This is a genomic window from Loktanella sp. R86503 (assembly GCF_042466455.1).
Classification (GTDB): Bacteria; Pseudomonadota; Alphaproteobacteria; order Rhodobacterales; family Rhodobacteraceae; genus Loktanella.
Genome location: NZ_JAXHCI010000002.1, coordinates 905,866 through 922,663, shown reverse-complemented (window position 1 = coordinate 922,663; position 16,798 = coordinate 905,866). Strand labels below are relative to the sequence as shown.

Annotated in this window: 15 protein-coding genes; 10 read left to right on the top strand and 5 right to left on the bottom strand. The window is 62.1% G+C overall.

Annotated elements, in window-relative coordinates; translation table 11 throughout:
• Positions 1 to 60: 60 nt before the first annotated feature.
• On the bottom strand, positions 61 to 777 hold the full coding sequence (locus tag SJY10_RS05480) for a 16S rRNA (uracil(1498)-N(3))-methyltransferase (protein ID WP_386680296.1): 717 nt from the start codon (positions 775 to 777) through the stop codon (positions 61 to 63).
• An 11-nt stretch (positions 778 to 788) separates the two neighbouring features.
• Here SJY10_RS05480 and ubiA point away from each other — a divergent pair, with 11 nt between their 5' ends.
• From ubiA to SJY10_RS05460, 4 genes are all read left to right on the top strand, one after another.
• On the top strand, positions 789 to 1,766 hold the full coding sequence (gene ubiA / locus SJY10_RS05475; RefSeq protein ID WP_386680294.1) for a 4-hydroxybenzoate octaprenyltransferase: 978 nt from the start codon (positions 789 to 791) through the stop codon (positions 1,764 to 1,766).
• Between the two features lie 62 nt (positions 1,767 to 1,828).
• Positions 1,829 to 3,724, top strand: a complete 1,896-nt coding sequence (locus tag SJY10_RS05470) for an OmpA family protein (protein WP_386680292.1) — start codon at positions 1,829 to 1,831, stop codon at positions 3,722 to 3,724.
• 16 nt (positions 3,725 to 3,740) lie between these two features.
• Positions 3,741 to 4,055, top strand: a complete 315-nt coding sequence (locus tag SJY10_RS05465) for a hypothetical protein (RefSeq protein WP_386680290.1) — start codon at positions 3,741 to 3,743, stop codon at positions 4,053 to 4,055.
• Positions 4,056 to 4,178: 123 nt separating this feature from the next.
• Complete coding sequence (locus tag SJY10_RS05460) at positions 4,179 to 4,850, top strand: type 1 glutamine amidotransferase domain-containing protein (protein WP_386680288.1); 672 nt, start codon at positions 4,179 to 4,181, stop codon at positions 4,848 to 4,850.
• Between the two features lie 155 nt (positions 4,851 to 5,005).
• Here SJY10_RS05460 and SJY10_RS05455 read toward each other — a convergent pair whose 3' ends face one another.
• Positions 5,006 to 5,974 (bottom strand): L-threonylcarbamoyladenylate synthase, encoded by a 969-nt coding sequence (locus SJY10_RS05455; protein WP_386680286.1) that lies wholly within the window; start codon positions 5,972 to 5,974, stop codon positions 5,006 to 5,008.
• An 82-nt stretch (positions 5,975 to 6,056) separates the two neighbouring features.
• On the opposite strand from SJY10_RS05455, the gene SJY10_RS05450 reads away from it, so the two are divergent.
• Complete coding sequence (locus SJY10_RS05450) at positions 6,057 to 7,760, top strand: acyl-CoA dehydrogenase (protein ID WP_386680284.1); 1,704 nt, start codon at positions 6,057 to 6,059, stop codon at positions 7,758 to 7,760.
• A gap of 93 nt (positions 7,761 to 7,853) precedes the next feature.
• On the opposite strand, the gene eutC is transcribed toward SJY10_RS05450, so the two are convergent.
• Both eutC and SJY10_RS05440 read right to left on the bottom strand, forming a co-directional pair.
• Positions 7,854 to 8,645, bottom strand: coding sequence for an ethanolamine ammonia-lyase subunit EutC (eutC, locus tag SJY10_RS05445; protein WP_386680282.1), 792 nt, complete (start codon positions 8,643 to 8,645; stop codon positions 7,854 to 7,856).
• Complete coding sequence (locus SJY10_RS05440) at positions 8,638 to 10,038, bottom strand: ethanolamine ammonia-lyase subunit EutB (RefSeq protein ID WP_386680280.1); 1,401 nt, start codon at positions 10,036 to 10,038, stop codon at positions 8,638 to 8,640. Before SJY10_RS05440 ends, eutC begins: the two co-directional genes overlap by 8 nt.
• Before the next feature lie 196 nt (positions 10,039 to 10,234).
• On the opposite strand from SJY10_RS05440, the gene SJY10_RS05435 reads away from it, so the two are divergent.
• From SJY10_RS05435 to SJY10_RS05420, 4 genes are all read left to right on the top strand, one after another.
• A complete protein-coding gene (locus SJY10_RS05435; RefSeq protein ID WP_386680278.1) occupies positions 10,235 to 11,335 on the top strand; it encodes an ABC transporter substrate-binding protein in 1,101 nt (366 codons plus the stop codon).
• A gap of 80 nt (positions 11,336 to 11,415) precedes the next feature.
• On the top strand, positions 11,416 to 12,282 hold the full coding sequence (locus SJY10_RS05430) for an ABC transporter permease subunit (RefSeq protein ID WP_090186878.1): 867 nt from the start codon (positions 11,416 to 11,418) through the stop codon (positions 12,280 to 12,282).
• Positions 12,279 to 13,055, top strand: coding sequence for an ABC transporter permease (locus SJY10_RS05425; RefSeq protein ID WP_386680275.1), 777 nt, complete (start codon positions 12,279 to 12,281; stop codon positions 13,053 to 13,055). The genes SJY10_RS05430 and SJY10_RS05425 overlap by 4 nt, the downstream gene beginning before the upstream one ends.
• 3 nt (positions 13,056 to 13,058) lie before the next feature.
• Complete coding sequence (locus SJY10_RS05420; RefSeq protein ID WP_386680273.1) at positions 13,059 to 14,117, top strand: ABC transporter ATP-binding protein; 1,059 nt, start codon at positions 13,059 to 13,061, stop codon at positions 14,115 to 14,117.
• 9 nt (positions 14,118 to 14,126) lie between these two features.
• On the opposite strand, the gene SJY10_RS05415 is transcribed toward SJY10_RS05420, so the two are convergent.
• Positions 14,127 to 15,032, bottom strand: coding sequence for a LysR family transcriptional regulator (locus SJY10_RS05415; protein WP_386680271.1), 906 nt, complete (start codon positions 15,030 to 15,032; stop codon positions 14,127 to 14,129).
• 91 nt (positions 15,033 to 15,123) lie between these two features.
• Between SJY10_RS05415 and SJY10_RS05410 the strand changes: the two genes are divergently transcribed.
• Entirely contained in the window at positions 15,124 to 16,788 is a 1,665-nt protein-coding gene (locus SJY10_RS05410; RefSeq protein ID WP_386680269.1) for a GMC family oxidoreductase, read from the top strand.
• Positions 16,789 to 16,798: the final 10 nt, after the last annotated feature.

The window sequence follows — 16,798 nt, the reverse complement described above, 5'->3', positions numbered from 1 at the left end:
GCGGCCCCCCGCGTTTGCAGCTATCCGATTTTTCGTCGAAAAATCGGCTTGCCCGCCGCGTCACTGCCAGTCCCCCAGCGTCGTCTGCCACAGCGTCAGGGCCGCGACCGCCGCCGTATCGGCGCGCAAGATCCGGGGCCCCAGACTGATCGCTTGCGCCTGCGGCATCTCGTGCAGCCTTGTGCGTTCACTTTGCGAAAAGCCGCCCTCTGGTCCGATCAGCACGGCCCAGGGGCCGGGCGTCAGGCTGGCCAGATTGGCGGCCGTCCCAACTAGACGTTCATCGCAGAACAAAATCCGCCGGTCGCCCCAACCATCCAGAACCGCTGACAATTTCGTGACCTCGGCCACCTGCGGCACAAATGTGCCGCCGCATTGCTCTGCCGCCTCGACCGCATGGGCCTGCAACTTGTCCTGACGCGCTTTTTCATTCGTGAAATCCGTCACGACCGGCAAAAGACGCGCCACGCCCAGTTCTACCGCCTTTTCGACGATGAAATCGGTGCGCACCTTTTTGATCGGGGCAAAGATCAGCCACAGGTCCGGCGGCGCGATCTGAGGCGCGGTTTGCGCCTGCACCAGCAGGACGCCGCCGCGCTTGGACCCTTCGATGACTTGCGCATCCCACGCCCCGTCACGCCCGTTGATCAGTGTCAGCACATCACCAACGGACAACCGCATCACGGCAAAAATATACAGCGCACGGTCCTTATCCAGAGGAACCGTTTGCCCTTCCCCCAAGGGGTGCTCTACAAAAAGGCGAATTTTTGATGCCATGGGCAGAACATATGCACCAGACCACCCGGACACCAGAGCCCGCAGACAGCAATGCTGCTGGCCGTGTCGCAGACAGCGCCGGAAACTGGGTTGACACCCGTGCGCCGCAAAGCTGGCGGCCCTATCTGCGGCTGTCGCGCCTTGATCGCCCTATCGGCACATGGCTGCTGCTGCTGCCTTGCTGGTGGGCGATTGCGCTGGCGGTGCTGGCGACGAACAGTTTTACCGCTTTCGACGTCTGGCTGATCATAGGCTCTGCCATCGGCGCGGCCTTGATGCGCGGCGCGGGCTGCACCTGGAACGACATCACCGACCGCCACATCGACGGCTCTGTCGCGCGCACCCGCTCGCGGCCCATTCCATCTGGTGCGGTCACGGTAAAGCAGGCGCTGGCCTGGATGATTGCGCAATGCCTGATTGCCCTGGGCATCCTTCTGACCATGCCCCCGGCTGCCATCGCGCTGGGCGTTGCGGCCCTGATCCCGGTTGCGATCTATCCGTTTGCCAAGCGCTTTACATGGTGGCCGCAGGTCTTTCTTGGCCTTGCGTTCAACTGGGGGGCGCTGCTGCTATGGACGGCCCATACCGGATCACTTGGGTGGCCCGCTGTCGCGCTTTACGTGGCCGGCATTAGCTGGACACTGTTTTATGACACCATCTATGCCCACCAAGACACAGAGGACGACGCCTTGATCGGCGTAAAATCCACCGCCCGCCTGTTTGGAAACAACAGCCCGGTGTGGCTGCGCGGCTTTCTGGTCGGCACCCTTCTTTTGCTGGGGCTTGCGGTCATCGGGGCCGCGCTGGACCGCAGTGTGCCGTCGCTGCTGATTGCCTTGCTGGGGCCCTGGGCCATGGCCTGGCACCTGACCTGGCAACTGACGCAGTTTCGATCCGACGACACCAACATCCTGCTTAAACTGTTCCGGTCCAATCGTAACGCAGGCCTGCTGCCCTTGCCGTTTTTCGCCATCGCTTTTCTGGCATGATTGCGCCCAGCGGTCCTGACGCTTAGACCTGCGCAAGACCAAGCCCAAGGATTCCACGACCCATGCGTCTGTCACAGCTGTTTTTACGCATTGGCGTTTTCGTTATCGCCGCCATCGCCTGCACCTTTGCCGCGCGTGCCACCGTCGCCATCGTCGAGGATGTGTCGGTCATGTCCGTGCAAGAGGACCTTGTCGATGCGCAGATGCCTTGGGCCAGCGTGCTGGGTGACGGGCTGCAAGTCATCATCGAAGGCGAGGCCCCGACCGAGGCCGCACGCTTTCGCGCCATTTCCACTGCCGGACGTGTCGTGGACGCCAGCCGCGTGATCGACAACATGTCTGTCGTCGATACTGCCGGCATAGCCGCCCCCGATTTCGCAGTCGAAATCCTGCGCGGCGATAGCGGCGTGTCAATCATCGGCCTGATCCCCGCCGCCACCGACCGCGAGGCGCTGGATGCCCGCATTACGCAGATCGCCCGCGGCCTGACGGTTACCGACCTGCTGGAAACGGCCGACTATCCCGTGCCGGACACCTGGCGCGACGCCATGACCTATGCCTTGCGGGCCTTGGATCTGCTGCCGCGGTCCAAGATATCTGTGACAGCGAACCGTATCGCGATCACCGCCATCGCAGACAGCGCAAGACAAAAGGCAGATTTCGAAACTTCGCTTGCCCGCAATGTGCCCCAGGGCATCCGCCGGCAGGTGCGTATCACAGCACCGCGTCCGGTGATTTCGCCCTACACCATCCGCTTTACAAAGGACGCGGACGGCGCGCGATTTGCCGCCTGCGCCGCCGATAGCCCCGCCACAGAACAGCAGATCATGGAAGCCGCCATCGCTGCCGGATTTTCAGGGCGGTCGTCTTGCGTGCAGGCGCTGGGGGTGCCGTCGCGCACATGGGGCCGTGCTGCGGCGCTGGCCATCAAGGCGGTGGGTGATATTGGTGGCGGCACAGTCACGCTGGCCGATACCGACATCACGCTTGTCGGGCTAGAGACGACCGATCAGGATACCTTTGAACGGGTGGCGGGCGTTCTGGAAAACGCTTTACCCGACGTCTACGCCCTGTCGACAGACCTGCCCCGCCCGCCAGAGGCAAGCGCCGACGGCCCGCCGACCTTTACCGCGCAGCGCAGCAGCGACGGTGCTGTGCAGCTTTCGGGCCGCGTCGTGGACGATCTGTCCAATATGACGGCGCAGAACTATGCCGCGGCCAAATTCGGCGCCGGCAATGTCAATATGGGCACCCGCGTGACCGGTGATCTGCCGCAGGATTGGTCCGTGCGCGTGCTTGCGGGTCTGGAAGTCCTGGCCCAACTGCAAAACGGCAGCGTCGCCGTCACACCGGATCTGGTCACCGTCAAGGGCGAGACGGGCAACGCTAATGCCCAAGCCATCGTCACTAATCTGCTGATCGACAAACTCGGCCAGACCGCAGAGGCCGATCTTGATATTACCTATGTCAAGGAACTCGACCCCGCTGCGGGTCTGCCGACCCCGGACGAGTGCATCGCCAATATCGAAAACGTCACCGACGGGCGCAAGATCGTCTTTGATCCCGGCTCTGCGACGCTGACATCGGATTCCCAGCCGATTGTCGATGACATTGCCGAAATATTGCAGCGGTGCCCGGATATCCGCCTGCAGATCGCAGGCTATACCGACAGCCAGGGCGGCGAGGAAATGAACCAGGAACTGTCCCAGACCCGCGCAGATGCAGTTCTGAACGCCCTGCGCGTGCGGCGCATTCCCATCGCCACCTTCACCGCCATCGGCTATGGAGAGGCTGATCCGATCGCCGACAACGATACCGCCGACGGGCGTGAGGCAAACCGCCGGATCGCATTTTCACTGACCCAGACCGCAGAAGAAGCGGCAGCAGCAGCAGCGGCAGATAACGACGCGGCAGACGCCGAAGAAACATCGCAAACAGACAACGAGACGAACGAATGACAGTCAGGACCGCCCCGTGAACCGCACCGAATTCATCGTCGCCACAGCGATCATCCTTTTCGTCGCCTTTGCCCTTGGCTGGTTCGCCAGCTGGCTGGTCAACCGCGCCACACGCGTCACCAAAGCCGAGATCGGAGAGCTTGATCGCATGGCGCAGGCCCTGCATGAAGCCGAAGAAACCCGCGATCAGGCCATCACCTATTTGCAGCAACGCGAAGCGGAAATCACCAACCAGCTGTCGCAAACCGAAGCAGAACTACGCGCGGCCATGGACGGCCTGCGCGACGCCCGCCAAGAGGCGGAAGAATACCGCAGCCGCCTTGACCGGTAGCTGAATACGTGACGTTGCGACATGTAGCCTCGTCTGGAACCGCAGAACACTTAATTGGTTTAGTCCCCATAGACGCCCCGCGCCGAAACGGTCGCGGGGCTCGTCACTTTGAAAGGACACGCCATGAAAATTTTGATGGTTCTGACGTCACACGACAAACTGGGCGACACCGGCAAGAAGACCGGTTTCTGGCTCGAGGAATTTGCCGCCCCCTATTACGTCTTTAAGGACGCAGGGGCCCAGATCACCATCGCGTCGCCCAAGGGCGGCCAGCCGCCGCTTGATCCGTCGTCCGATACCAAGGACGCGCAGACCCCTGCGACCGACCGTTTCAAGGACGATGCTGACGCGCAAAAGGCGCTTGCACAGACCGAAGTACTATCTGGCATTGACGCTGCTGACTTTGACGCGGTGTTCTACCCCGGCGGTCACGGACCGCTTTGGGATCTGGCCAACGATGCTGACAGCATCAGGCTGATCGAAACCGTCACCGCCGCCGGCACGCCCCTTGGTGCTGTCTGCCACGCGCCGGGCATTTTCAAGAATACCAGGATCGACGGCAAGCCGCTTGTCACCGGCAAGACCGTTACTGGTTTCACCAATACCGAAGAGGAAGCCGTCGGCCTGACGGACGTGGTGCCGTTCCTTGTTGAGGACATGTTGAAAGCAAATGGCGGTCATTACGAGAAGGGGCCCGACTGGGGATCTTTTGTCGTAACCGATGGAAAGCTTGTCACCGGCCAGAACCCCGCATCGTCCGAAGAAGCAGCCAAAAAGCTGTTGGCGCTGGTCTGAACCTGCCAATATACCGAAGGGGCCGCGCATTTGCGGCCCCTTCGTGCTGGCCGCCTGTTTCGGCCTGGCTTTGCCAAGCCGACCCCTTGGGGGCTTTGCCCCCAAACCCCCAGGATATTTGTGACCAGAAGAAGGAAGACCCGGCGACAGGCTGGCTAGTGACGCGGTGCCGCGGCCCGGCGCAGGCGGTCATTGATGGCCGCGCCCAGACCATGTTCCGGTACGGGCGCGACAGCGATGGCCACTGCCCCCATGGCGTCCAACTGATGTAGCCGATCGAACAGGTTCGCGGCAGCCTCTGCCAGATCGCCAGAGGCGGAAAGGGTCAGATCACCTGTGACGGAGCCGAATCCCAGCAAGACTTCACCAGCCCGTGCCTGCGTTGCATTGAGGCGCACCGTGCCTTGCGGTGCGTAATGGCTGGCCAGCATACCAGGCGCGGTAATCGTGGCAACGCCGCTTTGCCGGATCAAAGGATGCGCCAGCGTTGTCTCCAGCGCCTCTGCCGCGACTCCGCCGGCACGCAGCAGGATCGGATCGCCAGTGACGTCTACAATAGTCGATTCAAGTCCGACGCCGCAGGCCCCGCCATCGACGACGCCGCCAATGCGCCCTGCAAGACTTGCGACAACATGCGCCGCCGTGGTCGGACTGATCCGGCCGGAGGGATTTGCGCTGGGGGCCGCGACCGGACCGCCGAAGGCACGCAATAGCCCTTGCGCGACAGGGTGATCCGGCACGCGCACCGCCAGTGTCGTCAGGCCTGCCGTCACCAGCGATGAAATCCCCGCATTTGCCCGCAGCGGCAGCACCAATGTCAGCGCGCCGGGCCAGAAAGCCTGCGCCAGACAGTAAGCCTGTGGGGTAAATGTGACCAGTTCCTCTGCCGCGGCAAGATCGGCAACATGCACAATCAGGGGGTTGAAGCTGGGTCGCCCTTTGGCCGTATAGATCCCCGTCACCGCGTCAGAGCGTCGCGCATCCGCCCCGAGGCCGTAGACGGTTTCGGTTGGAAAGGCGACCAAACCCCCATGGGCAAGGATATCTGCGGCCTTTGCCAATCCTGCATCATCCGAATCAAAGACGATTGTTTCTGACGTGGCGTTGTCATTGCGTGATTGCATGGTGTGGCTACCTTGGTCAGGATCGCGCCTGCATACCGCCGCGCCACGCCCTTGCCAAGCACGCCTCAGGAGGAGCCGACCCATGCCCTACCGCGCCCCCGTTTCCGATTTCCGTTTTTTGCTGAATCACGTCACCGACTTTGCGGCCGTCACCGCGACCGATAAATTCAGCGAAGCGACGCCCGATATGACCGAGGCCATCCTGACCGAGGCCGCCAAGATGTGCGAGGAAATACTTGCGCCCTTGAACCGCAGCGGTGATCTGCACCCTGCCCGTTTGGAAAATGGTGTCGTGCGTACTTCGCCGGGGTTTGCGGATGGCTATAAGGCGATTGCCGACGGCGGCTGGATTGGCATGTCCGCTGACCCGGACAACGGCGGCATGGGTCTGCCGATGACGCTGACCACAGCGGTAAACGACATGATGTCCGCCGCCTGCCTGTCGCTGCAGCTGAACCCGCTGATGACACAAGGCCAGATCGAGGCGCTGGAGCATCACGCATCACAAGAACTGCGCGATCTGTATATCCCCAAGCTGATTTCAGGCGAATGGTGCGGCACGATGAACCTGACCGAACCGCAGGCCGGTTCGGACGTTGGTGCGTTGCGGTCCAAGGCTATGGACAACGGCGATGGGACTTATGCGATCTCCGGCCAGAAAATCTATATTTCCTGGGCTGATAACGATTTCACCCAAAACGTCTGCCATCTTGTCCTTGCCCGTCTGCCGGACGGTGTGCCCGGCACCAAGGGGATCAGCCTGTTTCTGGTGCCGAAGTTCATTCCCGATGCGGATGGTCATCCCGGCCAGCAGAACAGCCTGCGCGTCGTCAGCCTGGAACACAAACTGGGCCTGCACGGCAGCCCGACGGCCGTGATGGAATACGACGGGGCGACCGGCTGGATGGTCGGGCCGGAAAACGGCGGCATGGCGGCGATGTTCACCATGATGAACAACGCCCGCCTTGGGGTCGGCACCCAAGGGATCGGTGTTGCGGAAGGTGCATATCAGCACGCGCTGCACTACGCCCAAGACCGCAAGCAAGGCAAAGCCGGCGGCTCCGGCAGCATCATCGAACATGCCGATGTGCGCCGCATGCTGGCCGAGATGAAGTCCGACATCTTTGCCGCCCGCGCCATCGCCATGATGTGCGCCTGCGCCATCGACATGACCACCGCGACCGGCGACGCCACCTGGCGCGCCCGCGCCGCGTTCCTGACCCCGATTGCCAAGGCCTTTGGCACTGACACTGGCATCAAGGTCGCATCGACCGGGGTGCAGGTGCACGGCGGCATGGGCTTTGTCGAGGAAACCGGCGCGGCCCAGTACCTGCGCGACGTGCGCGTTACCGCGATCTATGAAGGCACGAACGGCATCCAAGCGATGGACCTTGTCGCACGCAAACTGATGGACGGCGGTGAAGCCGCCCGTCTGTTGATCGAGGAAGTTCAGGCCGGATCGGAAGCTGCGCGCAGCAGCAACAAGGAACTGGCCGAAGCTGTCTGGCAAGCCGCAGAAGACCTGCGCGAAACCACTGACTGGCTTGTGGCGCAGACTGATCTGAACCAGCGCTTTGCGGGGGCTGTTCCGTATCTGGCGGCCTTTGCTCGTGTGCTGGGCGGGCATGCCCACCTTGCCGCCGTGATCCACGGTGATGCCGCCCGCGCGCGGCTGGCGACCTTTTACATCCGCCGCCTATTGCCAGAGGTGTCTGGCCTGCTGGCCCATGTGCGCGAAGGTGCGGATGATCTTTTGGCGATCACGCCAGAAGATTTGGCCGCCTGAAACAAAAGATCAGGGCCGGTCTTAGGCCGCCCCTGACCAACCGACCTGTGGCGGCGTGCTGCGGATTTTAGTTGCAGACAAGGTTTGCAAAACCTAGCGATTGTGTCCTGCAGGCAAGGACAGGAAACTGGTCGCTGCGTTCTGTGCCAGCCCATCTAAAGGGGCAGAGTTATCCTTTAGCGCCACACCGGATGTGCCCAGCACCTGGGCCTGCGCATAAAGATAGGCAAACCGCGCCGCGGCGTGGTCCGGCAACAGCCCCGCGGGACGCACGTTGGAAATGCAGTTGCGCCGCGCATCACTAAGCCCCGGACCGGGGTTTTGCGTGAAGTAAAGCCCCAGCGAGTCGGGCGAGGATAGCCCCGGACGTTCGCCAATCAGGACCAGCACCGCCGCTGCATTCATTGCGGCCGCAATGTCATCGCCTATCGCCACCCGCCCCTGCACAGCAATGATCGGTGCCGACAGGCGCACCCCCCGCATCTGCGCAATCAGGGCCGAAAGCATCGCCGGCGCATGATCCTGCACCGCCCGCGACGACAGCCCATCGGCGATCACAATCGCCAGATCCGGCGCATCGCTTAGTAATGTGGTCCCTGCCGCCAACCGCCGCCCCTTGTCCGGATGGCGCAGGTAATCGGCGCGGTCCGCTGCCTTCGATTGCACGGTCAGCGCGGGCAAGGCCCCGTCAATCCTGCCCAGATCCGCCGTCAGCCGCGCCACATCAAGCGGCTGGTGCACCGCGTCGCGGGCCTGCGCATGGGCCATCTGGAATGCCAAAAGCTCTGCCGTGGGCAGGCTGACGCCCGCCCGCCCGATCCCAATCCGCGCATCGGTAAAGCGGCGCAGACTGCGCCAGGGATTGTCTGTGACCCGTTCAACCATGCGCCGCCCCCGCAAGTCGTTTGGCAAAACCATCAGGCATACCATCGCCCAGCCGGAATCCGTCCGCGCTGTCCATGATTCCCATGCGCGCCAGCCAGGCGTCGAACTCTGGCGCGGGTTTCAGCCCCAAAGCGCGGCGCAAGTAAAGGGCGTCGTGGAACGATGTTGACTGATAATTAAGCATAATATCGTCGGACCCCGGCACGCCCATGATGAAACTAACGCCCGCGACACCCAGCAATGTCATCAGGCTGTCCACATCGTTCTGATCCGCCTCGGCGTGGTTGGTGTAGCAAATATCGCAGCCCATCGGCAGGCCAAGCAGCTTGCCGCAGAAATGATCCTCCAGCCCCGCCCGCGCGATTTCCCGCCCGTCATACAAGTATTCCGGCCCGATAAAGCCGACGACAGTGTTCACCAACAGCGGATCGTAATGCCGCGCCACGGCATAGGCGCGCGCCTCGCAGGTTTGTTGATCAAGGCCGTGATTCGCGCCTGCAGACAGGGACGATCCCTGCCCTGTTTCGAAATACATCACGTTCGTCCCGACCGTCCCGCGCCCCAGCCCAAGGGCGGCATCGCGCGCTTGCGCCAGATGATCGAGCGTAAATCCAAAGGCATCATTGGTGCCCTGCGTGCCGCCAACGCTTTGAAATACCAGATCGACCGGCGCGCCTGCGTTGATGCAATCCAGCGTATTGGTAACATGCGTCAGCACGCAGGACTGTGTCGGAATCGCGTAGCCTTCGATGATATCCGCCATCAGATGCAACAACCGGCCTGCCTGCGCGACATTGTCGGTCGCAGGATTGATCCCGATCACCGCATCACCACCCGCATACATCAATCCGTCCAGAATGGACGCCGCAATGCCGTTCGCATCGTCCACCGGATGGTTCGGCTGCACCCGCGTCGACAGCCGTCCGGGCAGGCCGATGGTATCCCGAAACGCCGTCGTCACGCGGCACTTCTGCGCGACAAGGATCAGATCCTGATTGCGCATGATCTTGCAAACAGCCGCTGCCATTTCTGGCGTCAGACCGGGGCGCAGGGCCGCCAGCACCGCAGGTGTCGCCAGATCCGACAGCAGCCAGTCGCGAAAATCGCCCACCGTCAGGTGCGCCACAGGTGCAAAGGCCGCGGCATCATGTGTATCAATGATCAGCCGGGTGACGTCGTCATCCTCGTAGGGCACCAGCGGCTCGTCCAGAAAACGTTGCAGCGGCACATCCGCCAGAACCGCCTGCGCTGCGGCCCGGTCCTGCGCACTGGTCGCCGCGACACCGGCCAGCCGGTCCCCCGCCCGGTCCGGCGTTGCCCGCGCCATCACCTGCGCCAGCGTGTCGTAATGCCAAACCTGCCCCCCAAGGGTCGTGCGATAGCGGCTTTGCATGGCCTGATCCTTTGGCTGTTCGCTGCCATCCTACGCAGGAAAGCGGAAACGAAAAGCCCCCAGCGCCGGCAAAGCGCAGCGCCGATCCAAACGTCTTGCTTTCGAAAAATCCGCCGTTAACCTCTGTCACATGAATGTCATCGGGCGGGTCTAACCGCAGCCGGTACGACACCCGCAATCATAATCGGAGTATCCCATGATTTCTAAAACTGCCCTGATGACAACCGTCAGCACCCTGTCGATGCTGATTGCGCCGATGGCCCACGCCCAATCGGACGAGCTGATCGCCGCCGCGAACGCCGAAGGCCGCCTGACCACCATCGCCCTGCCCCACAGCTGGTGCGGCTACGGCGACGTGATTGCCGGCTTCAAGGCGAAATACCCCGATATCGAAGTAAACGAACTGAACCCGGATGCCGGTTCCGCAGACGAGCTGGAAGCCATCCGCGCCAACGTTGGCAACACCGGCCCGCAAGCGCCTGACGTGATCGACGTCGGCCTGTCCTTTGGCCCCGCCGCCACCGAAGAAGGTCTGGTTCAGCCCTATAAGGTCACCACATGGGACAGCATCCCGGACGGCGCAAAAGACGCTGATGGCAACTGGTATGGCGATTATTACGGCGTCATGTCGTTCCTTGTGAACACCGATCTGGTCGACAACGTGCCGACATCCTTTGCAGACCTGCTCAAGCCTGAATACGCCGGCTCTGTCGCGCTGGCCGGTGATCCGCGCGCGTCCAACCAGGCGATCCTGGCCGTCATGGCTGCTGGCATGGCGCAGGGTGCAGAACCGGGCGAAGCCGCTGCCAAGGCCGGCATGGAATACTTTGCCGAAATGAACAAGATCGGCAACTTCGTCCCCGTGATCGGCAAGGCCGGCACGCTGGCACAGGGCACCACGCCCATCGTGATCGAGTGGGATTATAACGCGCTGTCCTCTCGTGACACCCTGCAGGGCAACCCCCCGGTCGAGGTCGTCGTGCCATCCGATGCCGTCCTTGCCGGCGTTTATGTTCAGGCCATCAGCGCCCACGCGCCGCAGCCGAATGCCGCCAAGCTTTGGATGGAATACCTGTACTCCGACGAAGGTCAGCTGGGCTGGCTGGCGGGCTACTGCCACCCGATCCGCTTTAACGATCTGGCCAAAGCAGGATCGATCCCGCAGGACCTGCTGGACGCCCTGCCGCCTGCTGCCAGCTACGAAGCTGCCGTGTTCCCGACCCTTGATCAGGTGAACGCGAACTCTGCTGCTGTTGTGGCGGAATGGGACAGCATCGTCGGCGCAAACGTCCAATAAGTCCTTGACATGACAGCGCGTTCCCCGGACCACCCGGGGAACGCTTTTCGTTTCGACGCAAGTCCAGTTCACGGGGTTTCATGGCGCAGCAATCGGCAATCGTCGCGCAAGCGCAGCGTTGGGTGGGATTGGTCCCATTCATCGCCTTTACCGGGCTGTTCCTGATCGCCCCCACGCTGTTCATCGTGATCGGCGCCTTCCGCACACCGCAGGGCGGCTTTACCTTTCAAAACATCCTTGACCTGAATACGCCGACGATCCTGTCGGCCTATTGGGTGTCGATCAAGGTCAGCTTTCTGTCCGCGCTGCTGGGCTGCCTGATCGGCTTTGCCATGGCCGCGGCCATGACACTGGGCGGGATTAGTAACCGCGTCAAAAGCCCGCTGATGACCTTTTCCGGCGTGGCGTCCAACTTTGCCGGCGTGCCGCTGGCCTTTGCCTTTATCGCGACCATCGGCCCTGCGGGCCTGATCACCATGTATTTGCGCACGGAATTTGGCATCAATCTGCGGATGTATGGCTGGAACCTGCTGTCCACATGGGGCCTGATTATCACCTACCTGTTCTTTCAGATCCCCCTGATGATCCTGATCATCACCCCCGCGCTTGAGGGACTGAAAAAGGAATGGAGGGAGGCCGCCGACATCCTTGGCGCGACCCGTCTGCAATACTGGCGCATGGTCGCCCTGCCGATCCTGTTTCCGTCGATCCTTGGGACTATGGCGCTGCTGTTCGCCAATGCGTTTGGCGCTGTCGCCACCGCCATCGCGCTGACGGGGCCGTCCCTGAACATCGCGCCGATCCTGCTTTATGCGCAGATCAGAGGCGACGTTCTGGGCAACCCCAACCTTGGTTATGCGCTGGCCTTTGGCATGATCATCATCACCGGGGCCGCAAACACGATCTATATCGTCCTGCGCCTGCGCGCTGAAAGGTGGCTGAAATGACCCGCATCGCCGCCTATGGCACCATCCTTCTGGGATGCCTTTATTTCATCATGCCGATGATCGGCATGGCAGAGTTTTCCCTGTCCATGCGCCGGGGCGTCTATTCTCTCGACGCCTACCGCGTAGTCCTTGCCGATCCGCAGTTTCAGGCGACATTCGTGTTTTCGCTGGTCATGGCCTTTTTCACGATCCTGTTCGGCATCCTGCTGGTTGTACCGACAGCCTATTGGGTGCAGCTGAAAATGCCGCGCATGCGGCCTGTCGTCGAATTTGTCACCCTGCTGCCACTTGTCATCCCCGCTATCGTTGTCGTGTTCGGCTATATCCGCCTTTACAACACCTCTGGCTGGCTGCCGATGACCGGGTCCGTGATGGGCACCAACATCCTGCTGATGTTCGGCTACGCGACCCTTGCCCTGCCCTATATGTACCGCGCTGTTGACACCGGCCTGCGCACCATTGACGTCGCCACCATGACAGAAGCCGCCCAGTCCCTTGGCGCAGGCTGGCTGCGCATTATGGCCACGCTGATCCTGCCCAACGTGCTGGGCGCGGTGCTGTCGGGTGCCTTCCTGACCCTTGCTATCGTCATTGGCGAATTCACCATGGCAGCCCTGCTCGACCGGCCCGCCTTTGGCCCCTACATGCAAATCCTTGGCGCAAACAAAGCCTACGAGCCTGCCGCACTGGCCGTGATTGCCTTCGCGATCACTTGGGCCTGTATGGGTCTGATCCAGATGGTCAGCCGACTGTCCAAACATAAAAGAGCGTAACGAATGGCCTTTCTGGACCTAGCCCACCTCGATAAATCCTATGGCGCAAACCACGTCGTCAAAGACTTCAACCTTGCGATTGAAAAGGGTGAGTTCGTATCCCTGCTCGGGCCGTCCGGCTGCGGCAAAACCACCGTGCTGCGCATGGTCGGCGGGTTCGAAGTGCCCTCTGCCGGCAGTATCCATATAGACGGGCAGGACGTCACATCGCTCAAATCCAACCAGCGCAACATCGGCATGGTGTTTCAGGCCTACGCCCTGTTCCCCAACCTGACCGTCGCGCAGAACGTTGCCTTTGGCCTTAAGGTTGCTGGCGTATCCAAGGCCGAAACCGCCGAACGCGTGACCGAGATGCTCTCGCTCATCGGACTTGCCGATCTGGGCAACCGCTATCCATTTCAGCTGTCCGGCGGCCAGCAACAGCGCGTCGCCTTGGCCCGTGCATTGGCCGTGCGCCCCAAGGTGCTGCTGCTGGACGAGCCGCTGTCGGCCCTTGACGCCAAGATCCGTGCCAGCCTGCGCCGCGAAATCCGCAGCATCCAGCAACGTCTTGGCATCACGACGATCTTCGTCACCCACGACCAGGAAGAGGCGCTGTCGATGTCCGACCGCGTTGTCGTCATGTCTGGCGGTCGCGCCGACCAGATCGGCACGCCGCATCAGGTCTATAACCGTCCCGCCACGCGCTTTGTCGCCAGCTTCGTCGGCACGCTGAACACGTTTGACGCCACCGTTACCGACCCCGCAACGGGCACCGTGCGCCTTGGCGACAGCACCGTGGTCCTAAACCGCCCGGTCGAGGCCGCAAGCGGCGCGGCCATCACCCTTGCCCTGCGCCCCGAATCCGCAACCCTTGGCACGGGCAACCCCGGCGACGTCACGCTGATGGGCCGCATTACAGAGGTGCAATTCCTTGGCGCGATCATCCGCATCACCGCCGATTTGGGCGGGCATGACCTGACGCTGGACACCTTCAACCGCGCCGCCACCCCCCCGCCTCAGATCGGCGAGGAGGTCACGATCAGCCTGCCGCCAGATGGCCTAGTTGCGCTGGTCGCCTAGCGCCAAAGGTCAACGCCAATGCGAACCGAGCAGATCGAACAGCACGGCGATCAGCGGATCATCCGCCCGCCGTGCCAGCGTTGAAAAGCTCAGCGACGCAGGCACGCTGATGCCCGAACACATCGCTAGTCCCGCGGTCTGCCGCTGGTGCAAGGCAATCGACTCGCGGCACAGGCTTAGCCCTACGCCCGCCCGCACCATTTCCAGCATCGACGCTTCTTGGTCCACCATCGCGACGACGTTCTGCGTGCAGCCCGCCTGCACCAATATCCCCGCCAGCAGCCGCGAATGCACCGACGCCTCTGGCGTGCCGATCCAAGGCAGCGCGGCCAAGACGCCCCAGTCGTCCGTTTCGACCAAAGCATCCCAGCCCGCAGGCGCGATGATGCGGTACGTCACATCCGCCAGCCGCACGGTATGCAGCGCCTCTTGCCCGACCTCGGCCCCGGCCTCTGGCACCGTCAAATGATAGCCCGCATCAATCTGGCCGCGCCGCAATCGCGCAACCACATCGCCACTGACGCCATGCGCCAGCTCTGTCGCGATACCGGGATAGCTGGTGCGCAGCTGGCCCAGCAGACGGCCCAGACGAATGAACTCCGGGTCGACAACCGTGCCAATCCGCAACCGCCCGCTGATCCGCCCGCCCTGCTGCCGCGCGCTGCGCTGGAAATCCGCCATCGCGCCCAGAACGGCCTCAGCCTTGGTGACAATCTCTGCGCCTTCGGCCGTAATCTCTAGCCCGCGCGGGGTTCGGCGGAACAGGGTCACGCCCGTATCCTCGGCCAGCCGCTTTATCTGATGGCTGATCGCAGGCTGCGTCAAATGCAGCGCCTCTGCCGCGCGCGACACGCTGCCCAGATGCGCCACGGTGACAAAAGCCCGCAGCGTCGTGATGTTTGCAAGTCTATCCATATTACAAAACCTAATATCACTGCGCGTCAAATGTCATTGGATTTCTGCCCTCAGCCTTCATACGCTCCTCAAAACCATCGGAGCCTGCCTCATGACCACCCCGACCACGACATCTGATTATATCGTCATCGGCGGCGGCACGGCCGGGTGCCTGATGGCCAACCGCCTATCCGCCGACCCCAAAAACCGTGTTCTGCTGCTGGAAGCGGGCAAACCCGACACCTATCACTGGATCCACATCCCCGTTGGCTATCTATATTGCATCGGCAATCCGCGCACCGACTGGATGTATCAGACAGAGCCCGACGCAGGCCTGAACGGCCGCGCCCTACGCTATCCACGCGGCAAAACGCTGGGCGGCTGTTCATCGATCAACGGCATGATTTATATGCGCGGTCAGGCCCGCGACTATGACAATTGGGCCAAATTGACCGGTGAAGATGCCTGGAACTGGGACCGATCACTGCGTGATTTCATGGCGCATGAAGATCACTATAAACTCGACGGCGGCGCAGACCCGGTCACCGGCGACAACAGCCGCTTTTCCGACCTGCACGGATCGGGCGGCGAGTGGCGGATCGAAAAGCAACGCCTGCGCTGGGATGTTCTGGACAGCTTTGCCGATGCGGCGGTGCAAAACGGCATCCCCAAGACCGATGATTTCAACAGCGGCGATAATGCGGGCGTGGGTTATTTCGACGTCAACCAACGCTCTGGCTGGCGCTGGAACACATCCAAAGCCTTTCTGCGCCCTGCCAAATCGCGCCCCAATTTAACGATCTGGACTCAGGCGCAGGTCGAAAAGCTGACCCTTGCGCGGAGCGACGACGGCGCGCTGCGCTGCACTGGCGCGCGCGTTAACCGTTATGGCCAGACCGTGACCGCATCCGCGAACAAAGAGGTGATCCTCAGCGCCGGGGCCATCAATTCCCCCCAGATCCTGCAGCTGTCCGGCATCGGCCCCGCCGCCACACTGCGGGCCCATGGCATCGACGTTGCCAAAGACGCCCCCGTTGGCCTGAACCTGCAGGACCATTTGCAAATCCGGGCCGTTTACAAGGTTGCGGGCACCAAAACCTTGAATAAACTCGCTGCAAACCTGTTTGGCAAAGCCAAAATCGGCGCGGAATACTTGTTCAAACGATCCGGCCCCATGAGCATGTCACCCAGCCAGCTGGGTGCTTTCACCCGGTCCGATCCCAGCCGCACCCATGCCAACCTTGAATACCACGTTCAACCCCTCAGCCTTGATGCGTTTGGCGATCCGCTGCATGACTTTCCGGCGATCACCGTCAGCGTCTGCAACCTGAACCCCACCAGCCGGGGCCAGGTGCAGATCCGGTCGAACAATTTCCGCGATGCGCCGCTGATTTCCCCGAATTATCTGTCCACCGCCGACGACCGCAAGGTCGCCGCGGACAGCTTGCGCCAGGTGCGCGACATCATGGCCCAGCCCGCCATGGATAAATACGCGCCGCATGAATACAAACCCGGTCCCCAATACCAAAGCGACGCCGACCTTGCCAAACTGGCCGGCGATATCGCCAGCACGATTTTTCACCCCGTCGGTACCGTAAAAATGGGCCACGTTGATGACGACACCGCCGTTCTGGACCCCCACTTGCGGGTCAAAGGCGTGGCGGGTCTGCGCGTCGTGGACGCCAGCGTCATGCCCGAAATTACAAGCGGCAACACAAATTCCCCCACCCTGATGATCGCGGAAAAGGCGGCATCCTGGGTGTTGAGCGGCGTCTGAAAGGCACGAT